This window comes from Chthonomonas sp., assembly GCA_016788425.1.
GTDB lineage: Bacteria > Armatimonadota > Fimbriimonadia > Fimbriimonadales > Fimbriimonadaceae > JAEURQ01.
In genome coordinates this window covers 307501-327127 of sequence record JAEURQ010000002.1, presented here as the reverse complement: position 1 = coordinate 327127, position 19627 = coordinate 307501, and the positions used below count along the sequence as shown (strand labels likewise).

16 protein-coding genes are annotated in these 19627 nt (G+C 59.4%); 9 read left to right on the top strand and 7 right to left on the bottom strand.

The genetic code is table 11. The features are described 5' to 3' along the window. Positions 1-8 precede the first annotated feature (8 nt). Positions 9-2123: a right-handed parallel beta-helix repeat-containing protein gene (locus tag JNJ45_03430; GenBank protein ID MBL8047714.1), complete on the bottom strand. Its 2115-nt coding sequence runs from the start codon at positions 2121-2123 to the stop codon at positions 9-11. Positions 2124-2176: 53 nt separating this feature from the next. Then, positions 2177-3289 (bottom strand): glycosyltransferase family 4 protein, encoded by a 1113-nt coding sequence (locus tag JNJ45_03425; protein ID MBL8047713.1) that lies wholly within the window; start codon positions 3287-3289, stop codon positions 2177-2179. Between the two features lie 315 nt (positions 3290-3604). On the opposite strand from JNJ45_03425, the gene JNJ45_03420 reads away from it, so the two are divergent. After that, the gene (locus tag JNJ45_03420; protein MBL8047712.1) at positions 3605-4375 is read left to right on the top strand and encodes an exosortase/archaeosortase family protein; all 771 of its coding nucleotides are present in this window, start codon (positions 3605-3607) and stop codon (positions 4373-4375) included. Continuing rightward, positions 4363-5052: an exosortase-associated EpsI family protein gene (locus JNJ45_03415; GenBank protein MBL8047711.1), complete on the top strand. Its 690-nt coding sequence runs from the start codon at positions 4363-4365 to the stop codon at positions 5050-5052. The genes JNJ45_03420 and JNJ45_03415 overlap by 13 nt, the downstream gene beginning before the upstream one ends. Before the next feature lie 13 nt (positions 5053-5065). On the opposite strand, the gene JNJ45_03410 is transcribed toward JNJ45_03415, so the two are convergent. The 4 genes from JNJ45_03410 to glmS form a co-directional block, all read right to left on the bottom strand. Next, on the bottom strand, positions 5066-6511 hold the full coding sequence (locus JNJ45_03410) for a hypothetical protein (GenBank protein ID MBL8047710.1): 1446 nt from the start codon (positions 6509-6511) through the stop codon (positions 5066-5068). Positions 6512-6514: 3 nt separating this feature from the next. Continuing rightward, positions 6515-8524, bottom strand: a complete 2010-nt coding sequence (locus tag JNJ45_03405; protein MBL8047709.1) for a hypothetical protein — start codon at positions 8522-8524, stop codon at positions 6515-6517. 143 nt (positions 8525-8667) lie between these two features. Further along, the gene (locus JNJ45_03400; protein ID MBL8047708.1) at positions 8668-9417 is read right to left on the bottom strand and encodes a sugar transferase; all 750 of its coding nucleotides are present in this window, start codon (positions 9415-9417) and stop codon (positions 8668-8670) included. A gap of 54 nt (positions 9418-9471) precedes the next feature. Next, positions 9472-11301 carry a glutamine--fructose-6-phosphate transaminase (isomerizing) gene (gene glmS, locus JNJ45_03395; GenBank protein ID MBL8047707.1) on the bottom strand — a complete coding sequence of 610 codons (1830 nt, stop codon included), beginning with the start codon at positions 11299-11301 and terminating at the stop codon, positions 9472-9474. Positions 11302-11408: 107 nt separating this feature from the next. Between glmS and JNJ45_03390 the strand changes: the two genes are divergently transcribed. Genes JNJ45_03390 through JNJ45_03365 form a run of 6 tightly spaced genes read left to right on the top strand, consistent with a single transcriptional unit; the run spans position 11409 to position 16670 of the window. After that, the gene (locus JNJ45_03390; GenBank protein ID MBL8047706.1) at positions 11409-12281 is read left to right on the top strand and encodes a UbiA prenyltransferase family protein; all 873 of its coding nucleotides are present in this window, start codon (positions 11409-11411) and stop codon (positions 12279-12281) included. A 4-nt stretch (positions 12282-12285) separates the two neighbouring features. Then, positions 12286-12999, top strand: coding sequence for an SDR family NAD(P)-dependent oxidoreductase (locus tag JNJ45_03385; GenBank protein MBL8047705.1), 714 nt, complete (start codon positions 12286-12288; stop codon positions 12997-12999). Beyond that, on the top strand, positions 12996-14372 hold the full coding sequence (locus JNJ45_03380) for an FAD-binding oxidoreductase (protein MBL8047704.1): 1377 nt from the start codon (positions 12996-12998) through the stop codon (positions 14370-14372). The genes JNJ45_03385 and JNJ45_03380 overlap by 4 nt, the downstream gene beginning before the upstream one ends. Then, the gene (locus tag JNJ45_03375; protein MBL8047703.1) at positions 14369-15349 is read left to right on the top strand and encodes a bifunctional oligoribonuclease/PAP phosphatase NrnA; all 981 of its coding nucleotides are present in this window, start codon (positions 14369-14371) and stop codon (positions 15347-15349) included. Before JNJ45_03380 ends, JNJ45_03375 begins: the two co-directional genes overlap by 4 nt. Beyond that, complete coding sequence (truB, locus tag JNJ45_03370) at positions 15328-16197, top strand: tRNA pseudouridine(55) synthase TruB (GenBank protein ID MBL8047702.1); 870 nt, start codon at positions 15328-15330, stop codon at positions 16195-16197. The genes JNJ45_03375 and truB overlap by 22 nt, the downstream gene beginning before the upstream one ends. After that, the gene (locus JNJ45_03365; protein ID MBL8047701.1) at positions 16167-16670 is read left to right on the top strand and encodes a DUF2752 domain-containing protein; all 504 of its coding nucleotides are present in this window, start codon (positions 16167-16169) and stop codon (positions 16668-16670) included. Before truB ends, JNJ45_03365 begins: the two co-directional genes overlap by 31 nt. A gap of 32 nt (positions 16671-16702) precedes the next feature. Here the strand turns inward: JNJ45_03365 and aspS are convergent, their stop codons facing one another. Then, complete coding sequence (gene aspS, locus JNJ45_03360) at positions 16703-18520, bottom strand: aspartate--tRNA ligase (protein ID MBL8047700.1); 1818 nt, start codon at positions 18518-18520, stop codon at positions 16703-16705. Positions 18521-18575: 55 nt separating this feature from the next. On the opposite strand from aspS, the gene JNJ45_03355 reads away from it, so the two are divergent. Next, positions 18576-19583 (top strand): FAD-dependent oxidoreductase, encoded by a 1008-nt coding sequence (locus JNJ45_03355; protein MBL8047699.1) that lies wholly within the window; start codon positions 18576-18578, stop codon positions 19581-19583. The last annotated feature ends 44 nt before the right edge of the window (positions 19584-19627 follow it).

Sequence of the window (19627 nt, the reverse complement as noted above, 5' to 3'; positions counted from 1 at the left end):
TTTGTGGCTTAGTAGTCTTCCGGCGGGAGCGGACTCGTTACCGGTGACAAGCGTTTGCCGTTCACCTGAGCCCCCACATCGCTAAGGTCAATCGACTGGAACCCGATGAAGTCGGCGTCGCTGTTCGGAATCACCTGGAAGTTATTCGAAGCGGAGTTCACGAAGCCTGCGTTCGCGCCGTAATAGTTGTCAAGTGTGATGAAGGCCTCACTCGGGTCATCCACATCGGAGTTGATGATTCCATCGAAGAACACCAGCGCCGTGCCGGCATCCACGACATTGCGCTCCATGCGGTTGTTGCGCGGGATTGCCGGGTTGCCCACTGTAAGGTAGTCGTTCATGTCGGGGTAAGCCGCGGCATAGACGCCGGTTCCCAATCCGACTTCAGCACATCGCTGAGCGATACGACCATTCGTAAACCAACTGCTGTTCCAACTCGTACCGCGAGCGTCCAGTTGAACACCGAGTCGGCAATCGTCAAACACGTTGTTCCAGATCATATTCTGGCTGCCACCACCCAACTGGATTCCCATGTCGGCGCGTCGGATCACATTATCGTAGACCTGCGTGCCGCAAGTGAAGTCGTCAAGGTAGATCGCGTTCACCTTGTTGTCCAAGATCGTCGCGTGACGTCGCGGCAAGTCCTCAATCAGGTTGTTGCGAATCACGTTGCCGAGAAACGTCGGGTTTTGGCCAATGTAGATCGCGCCGGCATCGTCGTTGTCGAAACACAGGTAGCGCAAGTGATTCTTCTCGATGATGTTGTCATTCCCGAGAACAAAGAGACCCATGCCCGGAGCTCGGTAGATGCTGTTTTGCGAAATCAGGTGACCCACACCTTCCACCCGAATCCCTGGCTTGTGCGACCGACAGACTTGACTAAAGTCAGTCATCTCGTTGTTGGTCACCTCATGGCCCGAGGGAGTCAGGGTGAGTCGATCGCCACCCAGAACCCAGACCGGCGTCTCGGCAATAGCGCTGAACTTACACGAATCGATGATGTGATTGGTCCCGTTGCGCAAGCGAATGCCATCGAGGCCGGTGTTCTTGACGACCACGTTGCGAATAGCAACGTCGGTGCCGCGGTGCACCTCAATGGCGCTGCCCCGCGTGTTTTGGATCGTCAGGTCCTCCACCGTGGTGTACTCACAGTCAGCCAACTTGATCAGCATGTCGTTGACGCCGGTGATCGAAACGCTGTTTTGGAATCCGGTGGCCGGCGGATAGAAGTACACCTTCATCGCGGCGCGATCAATGAAGTACTCGCCGGGAGCATCCAGTTCCTGCAGGATGTTGACAAAACGAAACCGCTGACCGCTGGCAATGCCGTAGTGCACCGGCGCGGCGAAGTTGACGCGACCGTTGGCGACGGAAGAAATCTTCTCGTAGGAATCCGCCCACTGGTTTGAGAGGTACCCGTAGGTCCACGCATCTTGAGCGTTGGTCCAACCGCGACTCGCCGGGATGCTACTCTCCATGGATTGGTTGTCGCCGTTGTGCCCTTCGCCTACCGTAAGCCATGCTTTACCATTCGGATACTGTGCGACGGTCATGCGCTTGCCACGATAGATAAGCTCCGGATAAGTAGTTTGTGTGTCGTACGGAAATCCCTTGCGCTGAAAGGACGTGAACGTGCCCACCCGGTGCTGGCGCAGATCGGCAACATAGAGGCGCCGCTGCAGGTCCCCGCTAATGCGGCTGTCGCGGGTGACGCGTCGCCACACCCGAATCGGAGTCGAACCATCAATGATCGTCTGATCCGTACCGGAACCGCGAATCACAATCGGTTTGGTGGGCGTTCCCTTCTCCCATCGTTGCTCCAGCGAAAATTGGGTGGCCAAGTTGTAGGTCCCGGGAAGAAGCTTCACGATAATGCCGCCTTCCGGAATTGAGTCGGCCATGCCGAGTTGTCGGATGAGAGATCGAGCCCCTTCCAGAGTTCTCTTCGGACCAGTCAGGGTACCGCTGGAGATGGTCGCCACTTGACCCGTGTTTCGATCGTTTCCACGAGGCGAGACATAGATCGTGCGCGGGCCCGTCGCTCCTGGATCCTGTTGCTGTTGCGCTTGCACCTGACTGACCGCCGAAAGCGCAGCGAGGAAGAATAAGGTTTGTCGTTTCATAGTCCGTTCAAATGCTTGTTTCCACAAGGCATTCGGGACTGTGCCGGGACAATTTACTGGGGTTTCTGGGAAAGAATGTCGAGAAGCTTCTCGCCCTCTTGTTCCAGGCTAAAACTCTCGCGCGCTCGTCGCTGGCCAGCTACTCCAAGGCGGTGGCGCAGTTCGGGGTCCTGCTCCAGCAGGAGAAAGGCGCGGGCTTGGGATTCGACATCGCCTTCGGGAAACACCAGCGTCGTTTCGTCAGCCAAAACAATCTCGTTGACGCCGCCGTTTGTGGTTGTGACCGTGGCCATGGCGGCCGCCATGCCCTCTAGCACCGACACCCCAAACGCTTCAATTTGGCCTGTCTTTGGGCCCACCAAGTTGTGCTGGGTGAATACGTCCGCTTCCGCGAGCAGTGCCTGCACCTGCTGGTTTGGCACCGAGCCCACCAGGTGAATGCGATCGGCAACCGTACTGGCCGTGGCCAGTCGCTCGCATTCGGCGAGCATTGGACCTGAGCCCACAATGGTCAAGCTTCCCTGCAGGCCGAGTTCGCAGGCGCGGATGAACGCGCGAACCGTGAAGTCTGGGCCTTTGCAGTCAATCATGCGACCCACGGCTGCGATCATGATCGGGCCACTACGCGGTTCCCTATTGATGTTTATCACGGGGACCCCAAGAGTCTTCACACGAACGCGGCTCGGCGGTGTACCCGCGCCCCGAAGCACACTCGCCGTAAACTCGCTGTTGGCAATAAATCCTGCTCGCTTGGCAAGCTGGACAATCTTGGCCTGGTAGTCCGCCGTGTGGACACGCTCATGGGGGGGCTCGGCGCGGCGCATGTCGAACATCGCGTCGTAACCGTGAAAATGCACCCATGCGTTTAGGTCGGGCCCTAGCAGCGGCTCCAACAGCAAGCCCGTCGGACCGTAGTGGATGAGGGCCGTGTCCACCTCAAGTCGGGCGATTTCTTTCCGGAGTTCTGGAAGGCGATATCCAACGCTCGGGATCCCAACCTTTGCAGCGAGAGCCCGACCTCGCTGAAACCGGTTGAGTTCGAACACTGGCTGGCCGAAATCCGTGTGGCGGGCACCGCCCGTATCGCCGGCCGCAACCAAGACAACCCGGTCGCCAAGCTGCTCCAACATGCGCTGAATCCAAGTTTCCGAAGTGGCTTTTAGCATCGGAACGACAAAAAGTAGGCGCATCTTGGCTAAAGTACCACCCTACTCGATGCGAATACCTAGTAAAACAACGAGTGAATCTGCGATGTGGCAGGGGAATGTCTTTCTTGCTTCTCCATCGTCGTAGAAGAAATCGGCCGTCGTGGGAACCGCAACTGGCCCAAAACTTGTTAGGAAGACATTGTTGTGAGTTCTACTGTCGATAGCCCACCACCAGGCTTGGACCTGGCTTCGAGGAATGACCTCGTCAATTTTCAAAAGACGGTACGGGAACCTTGGTTCCTCCCGGCTTTAGCCATTCTGGCTTCCATTTGTTTGGGGTTCTGGCAGCTCATCTATAACCTGCCGCAGCTCTGGACCAAGGAGGAAGGTTACTATTCGCACGGCATGATTGTGCCGTTGATCTCGGCGTACATTGTCGCCAAGAACTGGGATCGCCTGAAGACAATCCCGGTGAAACCGTTCTGGTTTGCCACGATCCCGTTAGTCTTTTGCCTGCTCGGCGGCTTCGCGGCCGGTGTTACCGACGTACGCGAAGTGCTGTCGTTCATGTTTGTCGGCGCACTTTTCTTTGCGGTTTGGACCGTGGCCGGGGGCCGATGGGCATTTGCGCTGCTACCAGCTGTTCTATTCCTGCTCTTCATGTTGCCGGTGTGGGACAACATCATCGACCGTTCGACCCAGCCGCTACAAGTTCTTAGTACGGACGTAAGCTACTACATGCTGAAGCTGATCGGGTTCAATCCGCTTCGGCACGGGCAAACCTTCATCTACCTCGACCAGTTCACGCTGAACGTCGGGGCACCCTGTAGCGGCCTCAAGCTGATTATCTCAGTTTCCGCGTTCACATTCTTCTTTATCATGATCGGGCGACTGGCTTGGTGGAAGAACATCTTCTTCTTCCTGCTCATCTTCTTGATCTGCCCGGTGATGAACGGGCTGCGTATCGCCATGATCGGCGTCGTCGGCAACCTCTGGGGAAGCAAGGCCGGCAACGCGTTCCACGACTATAGCGGCTACTTAATGCTGCTCATCTGCTTCTTCCTGCTCTTCAAAATCGCGAGGTTCCTTGGATGGAAAGACTAACTCGAAACATTTACATCACTTGCGGCCTCTTCGCCGCCGTCGGCGTTGCCTACCTCATGGGTCGTGGCGAACCGCCTCCCGCGAAGACCGAGAAGGAAATGATTGCCTTGCTCCCGGTGACGGTGGCGAACATGCCTTACGACAAAAACTCCGAGGATCCCGACGTGAGCTACAAAATGGACGAGACCACCTACAAGGTGTTGCGCCCGTTCGGCATCGTCGCTCGCGAGTATTGGAAGGGCGCCCGGCGCTTTGACGTCGTGGTCATTGCTAGTCGATCAAAGGATAGCTTCCACGATCCGAGAGTCTGCTTCTCGGCTCAAGGTTGGACGATCGAACAGTTCTTCGATCAGACCGTGCGCACCAAGAATCGCGGTATAGTGCCGGTCCGGATCATCAGCATCAGCAAAGAGAAGTCCGACTCTAGCTTTGCCGTGTTCTTGTATAAAGCTCCCAACGGAAAGTTCTACTCTAACACTCTCAAATTCAAGCTTGGCCTTTGGACAGGGCGCTTTGAAGACTTGCTCACGGGCAAGATCAAAGAGGAAGCAAGCTCGCTAGACGGCGTGTTCTACCGCTTCATGCCGAAGTACCCCAACGCCTCAATTGATGAATTGAAATGGTTCGTCAGCCAGTATCTGGACGAGGCTTACAAGTCTTCAAACGGCTACTTCTGAGCCCGTTTCTCGCTCAGGGCTGAGTGCTTGCTTCCGATTCGGAGGCAAGCGCTTTTTCTTGATGCGGGAACTTAGCCGCGACCACGCTGAACCGGCGAGTATCGCCATAGCGTTCACGTAGGTTGCCGCGCACATGTTCCATGTGCTCGGATTCGCTACTCATGGCCAACCCAGCCAGGACGAAATACAGCATGCTTGTCGACGGGTTAACAAAGTAGTTGCCCATATACATGTGCGGAATCAGGTTGACGCCGATCGGAACCAGCGCCAACAGATAAATGCGGCGCTCGGGAACGGTCGATCCTCGCCATGCGTGTGTCACGATGCTGAGGGTCGCCGTTGACGCAAAAATAATCAGCAAAACGACGGCCGGTAATCCGCCGCACGCGGCCGCAAAATGAAATCCACCGTCCATCGTTCCCATGCCAACATAGCGGTCGCGGAACGAGGGGAGTCCGGCAAACCCCGGCTCAAGTCCAATCCCAAACATCGGACGCTCCGACAACACATTTCTGGCCTGTGACCAAAGATAGTTGTTGCGGTAGGTGAAGGTATCACTATCTCCCGAGAATAAGCTGAAAAGGTATTGAAGTTTGTCGCGACCGAAGTAGAAGAAGGCCGCCAGGAAGCCCGTACTCAGGATGATGACAGGCGTCGAATTCGCCTTCATGCGGCGGATCAGCATCACGAGGAGCATGATCATCGTGACCCCGATTCCGAGCAGCAACACACGCACCTGAGGCAGGAACGCGGCGACAAGCAGGATCGGGACAAGCACAACCTCATACCATTTGAGGTTGCGATACAGAAGGTTTCCGCCAATAAGGATGGCCGCCACCAGATACAGCGTGGTGCCGTGGCCCAGCTGCATCGCGCCGATCCCGCGGACCGTTCCACCCGCTTCGGCCGCAAACGAACCAATGTCGGCAAAACCTAGGATGCGGTTGCCAAGGTCCACAAGGGGTCCAACTCCCGCCATTTGACCGATTGCGACCAAGGCCGAGAAGGTGGTCAGCACGATGAGGCTCGTGGTGAAAATCTTACGTGCTCGCGGATATAGGTACACCACGGCGGCTGCTTGCAGAAAGCACATGACCACCAGGAGCACATGGTAGTACGTGATCACGATAATGTAGCGACGGCCAACCGAATAGTCGCCGAGCAGGGTGGTCACGCAGTACCAGAGTTGCAGAATAATGAGCGCGGTGATGGCAACCGGGACGCGGAACGGAATCTTTCGCGTGCTATATCCAACAACCAACCAAGCAGCCATGGAAGCCAATTGGTACTTGAACAGTTGGTCAAAGCTGATACCGAGGATCGGGAACAACTGAGCCAGCATCGTGGTGAACACGTTGAACATCCCCCAGGCGAGAAGCGCGGAGGTAGAGCCAGTGAGCACTCCCTCGCGGGCGCGGGGAGTGCTCGTGGCGTTCAGCGTGTTCGGGTTGCGGATCATCCCTTAGGCTGGCGTAATCGATCGTTGCCTCATGAACGGCTCCTCGTCCGAATTCGCGTCGGTGAGGATGATTTGCAGGTTCTTGGCACCCGCCTTGGCCAGCAAGTCGGCGGCGGCAGGAATCTGGCGATAGACCGTCGTGCGAGCGCTAACCACGAGACAAGTTTCGTCCACGTAGTGAGCCACAGCCGAAGCATCGGCGATCACGTCACAGGGCGCCATCGCAAAGATGACTACATCGGCGTACTTCTTGAGCGCCGTCATCACCGATTCGATGCGCTGCACCGGAACGTCGGTCACGGCCGTGATCGTCGCGTTGCCGGCGGGCAAAACAAACAGGTTGTCGATACCCGTGGTCTGCACGAGTTCGGCATTCGAAAGCGATGCCGGGTCCTCGCTCAGCAAGTTGCTAAAGCCACGCTTCCCTTCGGTGTCAAAACTCTTCGAAATCCCTTGTCGGATCAAATCGCCATCCACCAGCAGCACCTTGTAGCCGGCTTGAGCACTGGCTTTCGCCAGGTTCAAAGCGCCCGTAAAGCTACCGGCCGCGTTCTTCACCCCGGTGAACATGAACGACTTCGGCACGTCGGTCGGCGTGAGCTTCGCGAACGTCATGTAGCGATACGATTCCAGCGGGGGAGTGTTCGGCGAGGTGAAGGCGCGGAGACCGCGGCCTTCAGCCATCTTGAGCACCGGCACCGCGGCCGAAACCGGCAAGCCGGTGAGCTCGGTGAGCTGCGAACTGGTGTGGACGCGGAGTCGCATTGATTCGAGCAGGAAGCTCCAGATCAAACCACCGCAGAGGCCAAACACGAGGCCCAGGAACATCCAGCGGACAAGGTCCGGGGAGACCGGATCGGGATCGGCTTGGGCTTGACCCAGCGCGGTGACCACGCGGAACTGTGTTTCGCCGCGATCCTTGAGGCTAGTGATTTGGGCTTGAATCGATTCAAAACGACCGCGAGCGACGACATAGTCGCCGGTCAGCTTAGCCAGCTTCGATTGCTTTTCGGGCAAGGACTCAACCTCAGCCAGCTTTGCGGAGAGCGATGATTCGGCTTGGGCGAGGGATTGGGCAACCCCTTCGGCCTCGGCGTTGACCTGATCGCGCTGCACTTCAATCGCCTGGCGCGCGGAGTTCACGGCCTCAGTGCTGGTATTGCTTTGCATCGGAGTCTTCGCTCGGATGTCGGCGATTTCCTTGGTGCGCTTTGCGATCTGCTCATCAACCTTCTTGACTTCCGGAGCGTCCGGCAGATACACCGCCAGCAGTTGCAGGCGGCGACCCTTGAGGTCTTCGAGTTGACCTTGGATCGTCAAAATTTGGGGGTTCACCGCATCACTGCGGGCTTCCGTGCGGCGCTCAGGCAGCGCGGCCGCCTTCTGGCCCAGCTCTGCGGCTTGGGCGCGGAGACCTTCCAGTCGTTGTTTCAAGTTGTCGCGAGTCGTTTCCAACTGCGAGCGTTGACCGACGAGGTCGCGAACGTTGATGTCCGGATCTTGGATTTTCGCCTCGTCCTTGTAGGCTTTCAGCGCATTATCCTTCTCCTCAAGCGAAGTCTTGGCCTTAGGAAGTTGGTCTTCCAGGTAGGCAACGGCATCCGCCACGGCTTTCTTCGAACTGTCACGACGTTGGTCGTTATAGACGTTCGCGATTTCTGAAGCCACGTCGCGGGCCACGGCCGGGTCATTCATCCGAACCTTCAGTTGAACAACGGTCGCGGTTTCTTCCGGCGCGTTTGTCCGCGGTACGACCACGTCGTACATTTGGTACAGCTGTTGGAAGTTCGGCAGCAGGTCGCGGTTCTTTTTGCGCTCGGCCACGCGGCTCAAGGCTTGGTAGAACACCGACGCCGAACTCACGATTTGGCGCTCGGTTTCCGCGGAGGCTGTGCTCGACTTGTTGAGGATCCGGTCGACGTCCGGAGTGTATTGACTGGTACCGCTCGTGCGAGGAATCGGCGGCTCGCCGAGGACCAATTCGAGGGTTCCTTCGTAAACTTTCGGGAGCAATTTTGCGGCTGTGAAAGCAATTGCGATGCCCAGAATGGTGAAGATGGCTGTACGTCGAGCGTGCTGTTTATACATAGGTAGCCTAATGAGAACTATAGCTTATATCGGGTTAGACGAACTGAACCTGAAGAAGGATGCTCGCCTTAATAGGCGGAATCCCCGGGAAAGAGGATCGCCTTGGGCGTCTTCGCAATGATCTTGATGTCCGTCCAAAAGGACATCTCATCAATGTAACGATTATCGAGCGCCATCCATTCCTCAAAGGTCAAATTACTGCGACCCATGATCTGCCAATAGCAGGTGATGCCAGGCTTGACCGTAAGGCGGCGCTTGGCAAAATCATCGTAGTGCTCCACTTCGCGTGGAATAGGCGGTCGCGGACCTACCATGCTCATGTGCCCGACGAACACGGACCACAATTGCGGGAGTTCGTCGAGGCTGTACTTGCGCAGGAACCGGCCGATCGGCGTGATCCGCGGGTCGCGCTTCATCTTAAAGATTGGGCCGTCCTTTTCGTTCTGGGTCTGGAGTTTCTCCAACACCTTGTCGGCGTCAGCGCGCATGGAGCGGAACTTCACGAACGGAAAGAGTTGTCCGCCACGACCGACTCGGAACGAGCGGTAGAACACGGGTCCGGGGCTTGTGATCTTGACCGCGAGCGCCAGCACGATGAACACCGGCAAAAGCAGGATGAGCGCCAGGCCGGAGCTGAAAATGTCAATGATGCGCTTGCGTTTGACGTAGCTGATGTTCTTGATCTCGAGCCCTTCGCAGCACTCGATGACCTTCCGGCGCGCGGAGCGAGCCGATGCCGTGGCGGCACTCGATCTCCTTCCTACATCAACGCCTGGATCCAACACTGAACATCTGGACAGATCCAAACGACCGTCCACCCCTTCTATTATACTGGCGGTTTTCCCCTAATCCCTAGGGTATTTTCGCTACTTTTACTCAACCGTAACACTCTTCGCGAGGTTCCGCGGCTGATCGATCTCGCAGCCGCGAAGGTGGGCGAAGTGATAGGCCAGCAATTGCAGCACGATGTTGCTGGTGATCGCGTCGAGGAAGCTGTAGCCCGCGCTCGGAATCTTGATCGTGTGCTCCACTGTGCGCTCCATAAGCTGGTCTTCATCGGTGGTCACGGCAATCACCTTGCCGCTCCGCGCCTGGACTTCCTTGATGTTGCTGATGAGCTTGTCGCGAAGCGGCTCTTCGGTCGCCCCGAAGATGGTGTAAACCTTGTCCGTGATGAGCGCCAGCGGGCCGTGCTTCATTTCGCCGGCCGGCACTTCCTGGGTCGGAATGTAGGCCACCTCCTTCATCTTGAGGGCACCTTCGAGGGACACATAGGCATCCGCGCCGCGCCCAAGGAAGAACAGAAGCTCTGCCATATGCGCCTCTTCGGCGATGGCCCGAATCTGGTCATTTAGCTCCAACACCTTCACGGCATTGCCGCTGAGTTCTCGCAGGGCGCGCACGATGTGCTCCACTCGCACGCCGGGCATTTCCTTGATCTGCGCCACGTGAAGGACCAGCAGCAACAGCGAGATCACCTGCGCGGTGTAGGCCTTGGTCGAGGCAACGCTGATCTCGGGCCCGGCTTGGGTCAGGATCGTGCGGTCGCATTCGCGGGCGATGCTCGAACCAACAACATTCACCACGCCGATGGTGCGCATCCGTTGCTGGCGACAAAGCTTGAGCGCGGCGAGCGAATCGGCGGTTTCGCCGGACTGACTCACGAACACGCAGAGCGACTGTTCGCCGAGAATCGGTTGTCCGTACCGGAATTCGCTCGCGTAGTACACGTCCGTGGGGATGCGCAGCAGCCGCTCGAACAGGTACTTCGCCATGAGGCCGGCGTTGTAGCTGGTTCCGCAGGCGATGATATTGACCCGCTGGACTTCGTTCCACACGTGCTCGCTGTAGACATGGTCCAGGCGGACGCGGTTCTTTTCGTCCACCCGACCGGCCAGCACGCGCTGAATCACTTCCGGCTGTTCGTAGATCTCCTTGAGCATAAAGTGCTCAAATCCACCCTTCTCGGCGGCGTCCACATCCCAGTCAATGTGCATCGTCTCGTAGGCGACCTTGCGACCGTCGAGGTCGGTCACCTCAATGCCGTCCGGCGTGAGGATGCAGACGTTGTCGTCTTCCAAAATCAGGACTTCGCGGGTGTAGGGCAGCAACGCGGGAATGTCGCTCGCGAGCAGGTTTTCGTTCTCAGCGAGGCCAATCACGAGCGGACTCGCCGAGCGAGCGGCGACAATCTTTTCCGGCTCTTTGCGCGAAATGACGACCATCGCGTAGGCACCGCGAAGCCTCTTCACCGCGCGACGGACGGCCTCTTCCAGGCTCACCCCCGCCGAATACTCTTCGCCGATGACGTGCGCGGCGACCTCGGTATCGGTCTCGCTGTGGAACGTGTGGTGGTCGGCGATCAGGCCTTCTTTCAAGTCGAGGTAGTTCTCGATGATCCCGTTATGGATAATCGCGATCTGCTCGTACTGATCCATGTGCGGGTGCGCGTTGAGGTCGGTCGGCGCGCCGTGCGTAGCCCAACGCGAGTGAGCAATGGCGAGGTGGGCTTTGCGGGGGTTCTCGTCCACCAGCTCGCCGAGATTGCTGAGTTTGCCCGCCCGCTTGAGCACGCTGATTTCTTGGTCCTGAAGGTAGGCGATCCCGGCGCTGTCGTAGCCCCGATATTCGAGCCTCTTCAGCTGGTCGTACACCACTTCAATGGCACTGCGCTTCCCTACGTATCCGGCGATTCCACACATAAACTTTCTGGCTCCTGACGGTGTAACGACGTCGTCTCTCAATCCATACGGCAAATCTGCCGAAGATTCTCTTACAGAACCTCATTATGTCGCCGATCCTGCGTTTAATGCGACCCAAGCAGTGGACCAAGAATCTCTTGGCCACCGCCGCGTGGGTCTTCACTGGCAGCTTTGCCTCGGGCCAAAAGACCGTGCAGATGCTGCTGGCGTTCGTTTGTCTCTGCTTGGCGAGCTCGGCGACCTACGCTCTCAACGATGTGCTGGATGCCGAAGCGGACCGCAACCACATCGTCAAGAAAAACCGCCCGGTGGCGAGCGGCGAGGTGTCGCCAATGATCGCGCTGGCCCTGTTTGGAGGTTTGCTCGTCGCGAGCTTTGGCGTGGCGTGGATTCTGGGCCGCAACACCGTCATCGGGCTGGGCATTTTTCTCACGATCCACTTTCTGTATAACGGGTTCGTCAAACGCTACGCGGTGGCCGATGCTTTGTTCATCGCGCTTGCGTTTGTGCAACGCGCCGTGATCGGTGCGCTCGCCATCAGCGTGGCGATCTCGGGTTGGCTGCTGTTTGTCACCGGCTCGCTGGCGCTGCTGCTTGCGTTCGCCAAACGGCGGCACGAGTACCTGATGCCCGAAAGCACCGAGGCCGAAACCCGCGCGGCGTTGCGTGGGTACTCGCAACCGCTGCTGGACTACTTCGTGGTGATGAGCGCCACCCTGGCCGCGCTGAGCTACGGCGTGTACGTCATCGAATCGGCGACCGGACGCGCGCACCCCAGCCTCATTCTCACAATTCCGTTCGTGCTGTTCGGGATCTTCCGCTACCTTTCGCTCGTGTTTGGTCACGACGAAGGCGGCGAACCCGAAACCCTGCTCCTGAAAGACAAGCCTTTGCTGGTTTGCGTGGCGCTCTATATGGTGCTCGCGATGGCGTGCATGAAATTCATCCACATCGGCGTTCTCATGTCTGCGGCAAAATAGAGGCATGCTCGATCGCAACCCAGCCCGCGCCATTGTGGTCGGCGCGTCCTCGGGATTGGGTTTAGAAATCGCCCGCCAACTGCTGGAAGCCGGCTGGCGCGTGGCGTTGCTCGCCCGCAACGTCGAGCCGATGATGGCGCTCGGCGGGGACAGCCTAGTTTTTGAGCATGATGTTACGGATTTCGCCGCGATTCCTGCACTTTTCTTGCAAGTGACCCAGGAGCTTGGGGGGCTGGACGCTGTCTTCTATGTCGCCGGAGTGATGCCCGCCATCACCCACACTGAATACAACTTTGAGAAGGATTCTTCCATGATTCAGGTGAACTGCATGGGCGCAGTAGCCTGGCTCAACGAGGCGGCGACCCGGTTCTCGCGGATCGGTGAAGGGACAATCATCGCGATTGGGAGCGTCGCCGGTGAACGGGGGCGCTTGGGTCAGCCCGTTTACAATGCATCCAAGTCTTTCGTCAATACTTATACAGAATCGCTGCGCAATCGTCTGCCCCAGATCAAAGTGACCACCTTCAAGCCCGGGCCGGTGGAAACTCCGCTGACCGCGCACCTCGACATCAAGAAAATGTCGGTCGAGGTTGCGGCCCGCAAAGTGATCGCGGGCATGCATTCGGGCCGCGAATTGTTCCTGTCGCCGGTCCACAAAGTCATTTTCACGATCATCCGCAATATCCCTAGCGGCATCTTTCGGAGGCTCAAGCTTTGATCCTTCGGAACGAGATGATCGCCCGCCACGCCGGATACGGCATGGTGGACATCGCCGACAGCTACACGGTGCTCGTCAATTCGGAAGCGGACGTGCGGCAAGCGTTATTTCTAGCCGCGGAAGCCGAGCGCACGGTGTGCCTGCGCGGGCAGGGCCGAAGCTACGGTGATGCCAGCATCGACCGCGAACAGGTTACGCTCGACCTGACGGCGATGAACCGGATTCTCGAGTTCGATGCCGAGTCCGGCGTGGTGAGGCTTGAGCCGGGCGTCACCATTCGCCAACTCGCCGACGCCGCGCTCCCGCAAGGCTGGTGGCCGCCGGTGGTGAGCGGCACCGCTCACGTGACCATCGGCGGTGCGCTCGCGATGAACATTCACGGCAAAAATCACTTCGCGGCGGGCAGCCTGGCCGAACACGCGCTCAGCATCACCGTCCTCAAGGCCGACGGCGAGTCGGTCACTTTAACGCCAGACCACCCCGACTGGGTCTGGATGATCAGTTCGGCGGGCCTGCTTGGAGTCATCACCGAGGTCACGATGCAGCTTCATCGCGTGGTTTCTGGGAACCTGGAGGTCACGTGCTGGCGGTCGCCAGACTGGCTGGCGACGCTCGACGACTTCCTCGCGCCGACCATTGATTTTGATTACCTCGTGGGTTGGATCGACATGTTCGACCCCGACGGACGCGCCGTTGTCCATGGCGCGGTTTACGAATCCGAGCCGAATCAGGCGTCGTTGCAACATGCCGCGCGCGCTCCGAGCGGCCTCAAAGCCAAGCTCGTTCCGCTGATGCGACTCCTCAACAACCGGTTTGGCGTGCGCCTCACCAACGCCGCGAAGTACATGCTCACGAAGCGCAACCCGCACGCGTTTCGGCAGTCGCTCAACGACTTCAACTTCTTGCTCGATTCGATTCCCGAGTGGCGCGGCGTGTATCGCCACGGGTTCGCCCAGTATCAAGTGTTCATCCCGAGCGAGCACGCCCGCGAGATTCTGCCGCTCATCGCCGACACGTGTCGCTCGGCCCGATTCACGCCGCATTTGGCCGTGCTCAAGCGGCACCGCGCGGACCAGGTTCCGCTGAGTTGGGCGCTCGATGGCGTCAGTTTGGCGATGGACTTCCCGCACTCCGCCAGATTGGAGGAGCACCTCGCCGAGCTGACGCGCATGGTCATTGGGTGCGGCGGCAAGTTTTACATGGCCAAAGACCGCGTGCTCAACGCGGATGAGTTTGCCATGAGCCTCGGACAAGATGTCATCGAAGAGTTCATCGAGGTCAAGCGCCGCTGGGATCCGGAGGGCAGATTCGCCACCCAACTCGGGCGACGGCTGGGGCTGGTGGAGGCTTCCGGGTACCATTTAGGAAGTTGAACGACCTTCCCCTTCTCGCCGAGGAGTTCCGCGCGCGGTTAGAATCCGCATCCTCGGTCCTCGTTGTTTCGCACCTTAATCCGGATGGTGATGCCATCGGGTCTTCCCTTGCCGTCAGCTTCTATCTCGATCAGCTCGGCATCAAGCACGAGGTGCTGAACCAAAACGAATCGCCGTTGAATCTGCGCTGGATGCCCGGCATTGACCGCCTCAAAACCGAAACCCGACGCAAGCACGAGGTGGCGGTGGTTCTCGACCTCAACACGTTTGACCGCCTTGGGCGAGTCCACGACGCCGTCATGGCGACCGATTCGATTTTGCTGGTGGACCACCACGTGCCGCAAGACGAGATTGGCGACCTGCGGATAGTGGACCAAACCGCCCCCGCGACGGCGCTGATTCTCTACCGATTGTTCAAGCAGCTGGGCGCGGAATTTACGCCGAAACTCGCGACGGCGCTGCTCACGGGCGTCGTGACCGACACCGGTAGCTTCCGGTTCCGCAACACCACGCCCGAGGCGCTCACCATGGCCGCCGACCTGCTGGCCCATGGCGGCGAACTCAACCGCATCAACGAGGAAGTCTTCGGCAAGAGAACGCTCGAAGGCGTGCTGCTGATGCGCAAAGCGCTCGACAACATGCAGCTCTTGCGCGATAACCGCCTGGCGATGAGCGTGCTCCGCGCCGAAGATTTTGCCTCCATCGGCGCGATTGAGAACAACACTGAGGGCCTGGTCAACGAACTTCTGTCCATCGATACGGCGCAGATCGCGGTGCTGTTGCGGCAACCCAGCCCGGAGCGCAAGGTCCGCGCGAGCGTGCGCTCACGCGAGCCGTTCGACGTAGCCACCGCGCTGCGACCGCTCGGCGGAGGCGGCCACCGCAACGCGGCGGGCGTAACCTTTGAGGTGGACATTGACACCGCCGAAGAGCAACTGGTGGAGGTGCTTAGCGCATGCTTAGCGGCATCCTCGTAATCGACAAGCCGCACGGCATCACCTCGCACGACGCGGTCGCGGCCATGCGCCGACGATTCCAAACGAAGCGCGTCGGCCACGCGGGCACCCTCGATCCGCTCGCCACTGGTGTGCTCGTCATCGCCATCGGGAATGCCACCAGGTTCCTGCAGTATCTTCCTCTGGAACCCAAGATTTACGAGTGCGAGGTCACCTTTGGCGAGACTCGCAACACCCAGGACGCGGAGGGCGAAGTCACCAGCAACGCGCCCGTGCCCGACAACCTCGAAGAGCTAATTCGCAAACACCTGCCGACGCTCACCGGCGCCATCCAGCAGATTCCGCCGATGTTCAGCGCCGTGAAGCGTCAAGGCAAGCCGCTCTACTTTTACGCCCGTCAAGGGCAGGAAATCGAACGGGAGCCGCGCCCGGTGACGATCCACAAGTTCGATCTGGTCGAGGTGCAAGAGGGCAAAGCGCACCTCTACATCGAGTGTTCGGGCGGCACCTACGTGCGCACGCTGGCACACGATCTCGGGCAACTCGTCGGTTGCGGTGCGTACCTCACGGGCCTCACTCGCACGGTGGTTGGCAATTTCACGCTGGAAGAAGCCGCTCCGCTTGAGGAAGTGCGTGACGAAGAAGTGATTCCGATTCGCGAGGCGCTCTCGAACGTGCCCGAGTTTATGCTCAACCTAGGTCAAGAAAAGCTCGTGCTCAACGGCGGCGAAGTGCGCGCAGCGAGGCCAATCGACGGCGACCTGGTGCAGTTGGTCAACACCGCCGGGGCGACCATCAGCATCGCCAAGGTCCAGCCACCGTATCATATGCAACCGCTATGCGTGATTCCGGCGAACGTGAGCGAATAGAGTTCCGCGAGCTTGTTTCGTGGCAGCGCGACGTGCCGCGCAAGTACCTGGTCGGCCAGTTCCTCTTTTTTTGGCTCTGGGTGGGCATCACGGTGTTCGGCATCATTCTCACGCCAAGTTCAGTTGGCCACGGCACGCACCAGCAATTGGGATTGCCGCCCTGCGCGGCTGTGCTGATGTTCGGCCGACCCTGTCCCGGTTGCGGCCTCACGACATCGTGGACCGCGACCTTGCACGGCAAGCTGACGCAGGCGTTTTCCGCGCACGCGCTCGGCCCCGTTTTGTACCTGGGATTCACCGTCGGCGCGCTCATTTGCGGCTATGGGTTCGTCAAGGGGTGGCGATGGCGTTCGGAAAGCCGCACACTTTCCATGGTGCTACTCATCGCCCTGGGCGTTTTTATCACCTATGGGCTCGTGCGCTGGTTCACCACCCGGATGTACTATTCGCCCGAGATTCCTCTCGGGCGATAACCGTCCAGTCTTACTTTTCGCTCCTCAAAAGCTTAAGTAACCCGTAAACCGAGTTCCGCCCACTGCATCGGATCAATGGTGCTCGGCGCATCCATAAACGGATCGTAGCCGTTGCCCATCTTGGGGAAGGCCATGACGTCGCGGATGTTCTCGATGCCCAAGAGCAGCATGATGTAGCGGTCGATGCCGGGGGCGATTCCGCCGTGCGGCGGCGCGCCATATTGGAATGCCTCCAGAATGTGGCCAAACCGCGCTTGCTGCGTGGCTTCGTCAATGCCGAGCAAGTCAAAAATCTTCGCCTGAATATCCGGGCGATTGATCCGGATCGAGCCCGAGGCCCATTCCCCGCCGTTGCACACGATGTCGTAGCAGTCGGCGCGCACCCGGCCCGGGTCGCTGTCGAGATACTGCATGTCGTCGGCCTTAGGCGCGGTGAACGGGTGGTGCACCGAATCCCAACGACGCGCGTCGGGGTTCCACTCCACCAGCGGGAAGTCAATCACATAACCAAAGCTGAGCTTGCGCGGATCGCGCAGGCCGCATCGCTGTCCGATCTCGTTGCGCAGGCGATACAGAATATTGTTCGCCGAGGCGTAGTGGTCGGCGATAAAACAAAGCAGGTCGCCCGGCTCGGCGCTTGACTTGGCCAAAATTGCGTCGAGTTCCCCGCCGCTGAGCATCTTGCTGCAGCCGCCGCGCACAAACTTGCCGCTCGGCGTGGTGATGACCCCTTCCCCATCGTCCGTGTTGCGAGCCACATAAAGGAACGCCATGCCCTTCGCGCCGAACTCCTTGCAATAGTCTTCGAGGCCCGTGACTTCCTTGCGGCTCAGCACGATGCCGCCCGGATAGCGAACGCCACGCACGCGGCCACCGCCCTCCACGGCTCCCGAGAACACTCCGAAGCCCGAGTTGCGGACTTCCTCGCTCACGTCGAACAGCTCAAGATCAAACCGGCGGTCGGGCTTGTCGCAACCGTAGCGCTCCATGCTCTCGTCGTACGGCATCCGCCAGAACGGCTCGACATGGTTCAGCGGGAGTTCGAACTGGTCAATCAGCTCGTTCGTCACGGTGCGCGTCATGCCTTCGATCAGGGTGAGAATGTCCTCCTGCGTGACGAACGACATTTCGAGGTCGAGCTGCGTAAACTCGGGTTGACGGTCGGCGCGTTGCGCCTCGTCGCGGAAGCAGCGCGCGATCTGGAAGTAACGCTCCATGCCGGCGACCATGAGAATCTGCTTGTACTGCTGCGGGCTTTGTGGCAACGCGTAAAACTTGCCCGGCTCCAGGCGATACGGCACGAGGTAGTCGCGCGCGCCTTCGGGAGTGGACTTCGTAAAGATCGGGGTTTCGATTTCGAGGAAGCCTTGATCCTCCAAGTACCGGCGCAACTTGCCGGTAGCGGCGGCGCGCAGGGCCAGCATGCGGTGCATGCTCGGGCGGCGGATGTCGAGGTAGCGATACTTGACGCGCAGCTCCTCGTTCACCGATTTCATCTGCTCTTCGTCGCTCACCGGGAACGGCAACGCCTTCGCTGGGCCGAGAATTTCGATGCTGGTGGCGGCGATTTCGATGTCGCCCGTCGCCATCTTGGGGTTGCGCACGGCCTCGTCGCGCATCCGCACTTGGCCGGTCACGGCAATGCAGCACTCGTTGCGAACATCGGCTCCGTCCGGAAGTTTGGTCGGGTCAAACACAACCTGCACGAGTCCGCTGCGGTCGCGCACGTCCACAAAGGTCACGCCACCGAGGTCGCGGACCTTATGCGCCCAACCGTTAAGCGTAACGGTTTGGCCGGCGTGGTCGGCCCGGAGGGACCCACCCAAATGCGTGCGCTGAGAAAAACTCATGGGAAGGCACTAGGATACCCCGCCTGCTTTGAACCTAAGCGGATATGCTTGCGGCATGCAGGTGGCGGTCATTGGGGCGGGGATTGTAGGCCTGAGTGCGGCTTTGCACTTGTCGCGCCGGGGGCATCAGGTGACGGTGTTCGAGCAGTTTCCCCTTTTTCACAATCGAGGGAGCAGTCATGGACGCACGCGCATTGTGCGCCGCGCTTATCCGGATGCGTTTTTTACAGGTTTGATGAGTGAGGCGTATCCGATGTGGGCTGAGTTGGAGGCTCTTTCGGGGGTGGATTTGGTGGATGAGTGCGGGCTGCTCTATTTTGGGAGCGAGGAGTCGCCCCGGGTGGTTTCCATGGTCGCGGCGTTGGCTTCGTTGGGCGTGCCGCATAGGGTGCTTTCGACTCGCGACGTAGGGGAGGTGTTTCCCCGTTTGCGGCTTCGGGCGGGTGAGGTCGGGGTGTTTACGCCGGAGGCGGGCGTGGTTCAGGCGGAAAAAGCGTTGCGCGCGACTCATGCGCTGGCGGTAGGGGGCGGGGTTGAGTTCATCCAGCGGCGCGCCGATCCGATGGCGCTTGGGGCCGAGTTTGATGCGGTGGTTCTGGCCGCGGGCGCGTGGGTGCCGGATACGGCTCCGACCAAGCCGGCCGTGACCGTGCAGACCTTTGGCTATGCGCAACTGGACCTGACCGGCCCGGTTTGGATTAACGATGACACGCTGGGCTATGGATTCCCGGCCGATGAGTGGGGCGCGAAGATCGGGTTTCATCAGGCGGGGCCGGAGATTCATCCGGACGATACGCGGCCCGCGGCTGACGACCAGTTGGCGGCGATTCGCGAGCTGGTGGCGGCGCGGTTCGGGGTTGAGGACTGCCCGATTGTGGGGGTGGAGACTTGCCTTTACACGAGCTACCCGGACGAGATGTTCCGGATGGGCTGGGTCGGCGACAACGTGCTCTGGGTGAGCGCGTGCAGCGGGCACGGGTTCAAGTTGGGTCCGTGGGTGGGTCGGACGCTGGCGGGGATTGTGGAGGGCGCGGGGATTCCGGAGGCGTTTCGGGCACGGTAGCGACAATGTTTTTCACGGACTGATCACCCACAAGCCATCCTCTC

Excerpts from the sequence above, each read along its gene's own strand:
- JNJ45_03425 (MBL8047713.1), bottom strand. The coding sequence starts at position 3,289 with ATGCTAAAAGCCACTTCGGAAACTTGGATTCAGCGCATGTTGGAGCAG.
- JNJ45_03355 (MBL8047699.1), top strand. The coding sequence starts at position 18,576 with ATGCAGGTGGCGGTCATTGGGGCGGGGATTGTAGGCCTGAGTGCGGCT.
- JNJ45_03415 (MBL8047711.1), top strand. The coding sequence starts at position 4,363 with ATGGAAAGACTAACTCGAAACATTTACATCACTTGCGGCCTCTTCGCC.
- JNJ45_03365 (MBL8047701.1), top strand. The coding sequence starts at position 16,167 with ATGCGTGATTCCGGCGAACGTGAGCGAATAGAGTTCCGCGAGCTTGTT.
- glmS (MBL8047707.1), bottom strand. The coding sequence starts at position 11,301 with ATGTGTGGAATCGCCGGATACGTAGGGAAGCGCAGTGCCATTGAAGTG.
- JNJ45_03390 (MBL8047706.1), top strand. The coding sequence starts at position 11,409 with ATGCGACCCAAGCAGTGGACCAAGAATCTCTTGGCCACCGCCGCGTGG.
- truB (MBL8047702.1), top strand. The coding sequence starts at position 15,328 with ATGCTTAGCGGCATCCTCGTAATCGACAAGCCGCACGGCATCACCTCG.
- JNJ45_03430 (MBL8047714.1), bottom strand. The coding sequence starts at position 2,123 with ATGAAACGACAAACCTTATTCTTCCTCGCTGCGCTTTCGGCGGTCAGT.
- JNJ45_03385 (MBL8047705.1), top strand. The coding sequence starts at position 12,286 with ATGCTCGATCGCAACCCAGCCCGCGCCATTGTGGTCGGCGCGTCCTCG.
- JNJ45_03410 (MBL8047710.1), bottom strand. The coding sequence starts at position 6,511 with ATGATCCGCAACCCGAACACGCTGAACGCCACGAGCACTCCCCGCGCC.
- aspS (MBL8047700.1), bottom strand. The coding sequence starts at position 18,520 with ATGAGTTTTTCTCAGCGCACGCATTTGGGTGGGTCCCTCCGGGCCGAC.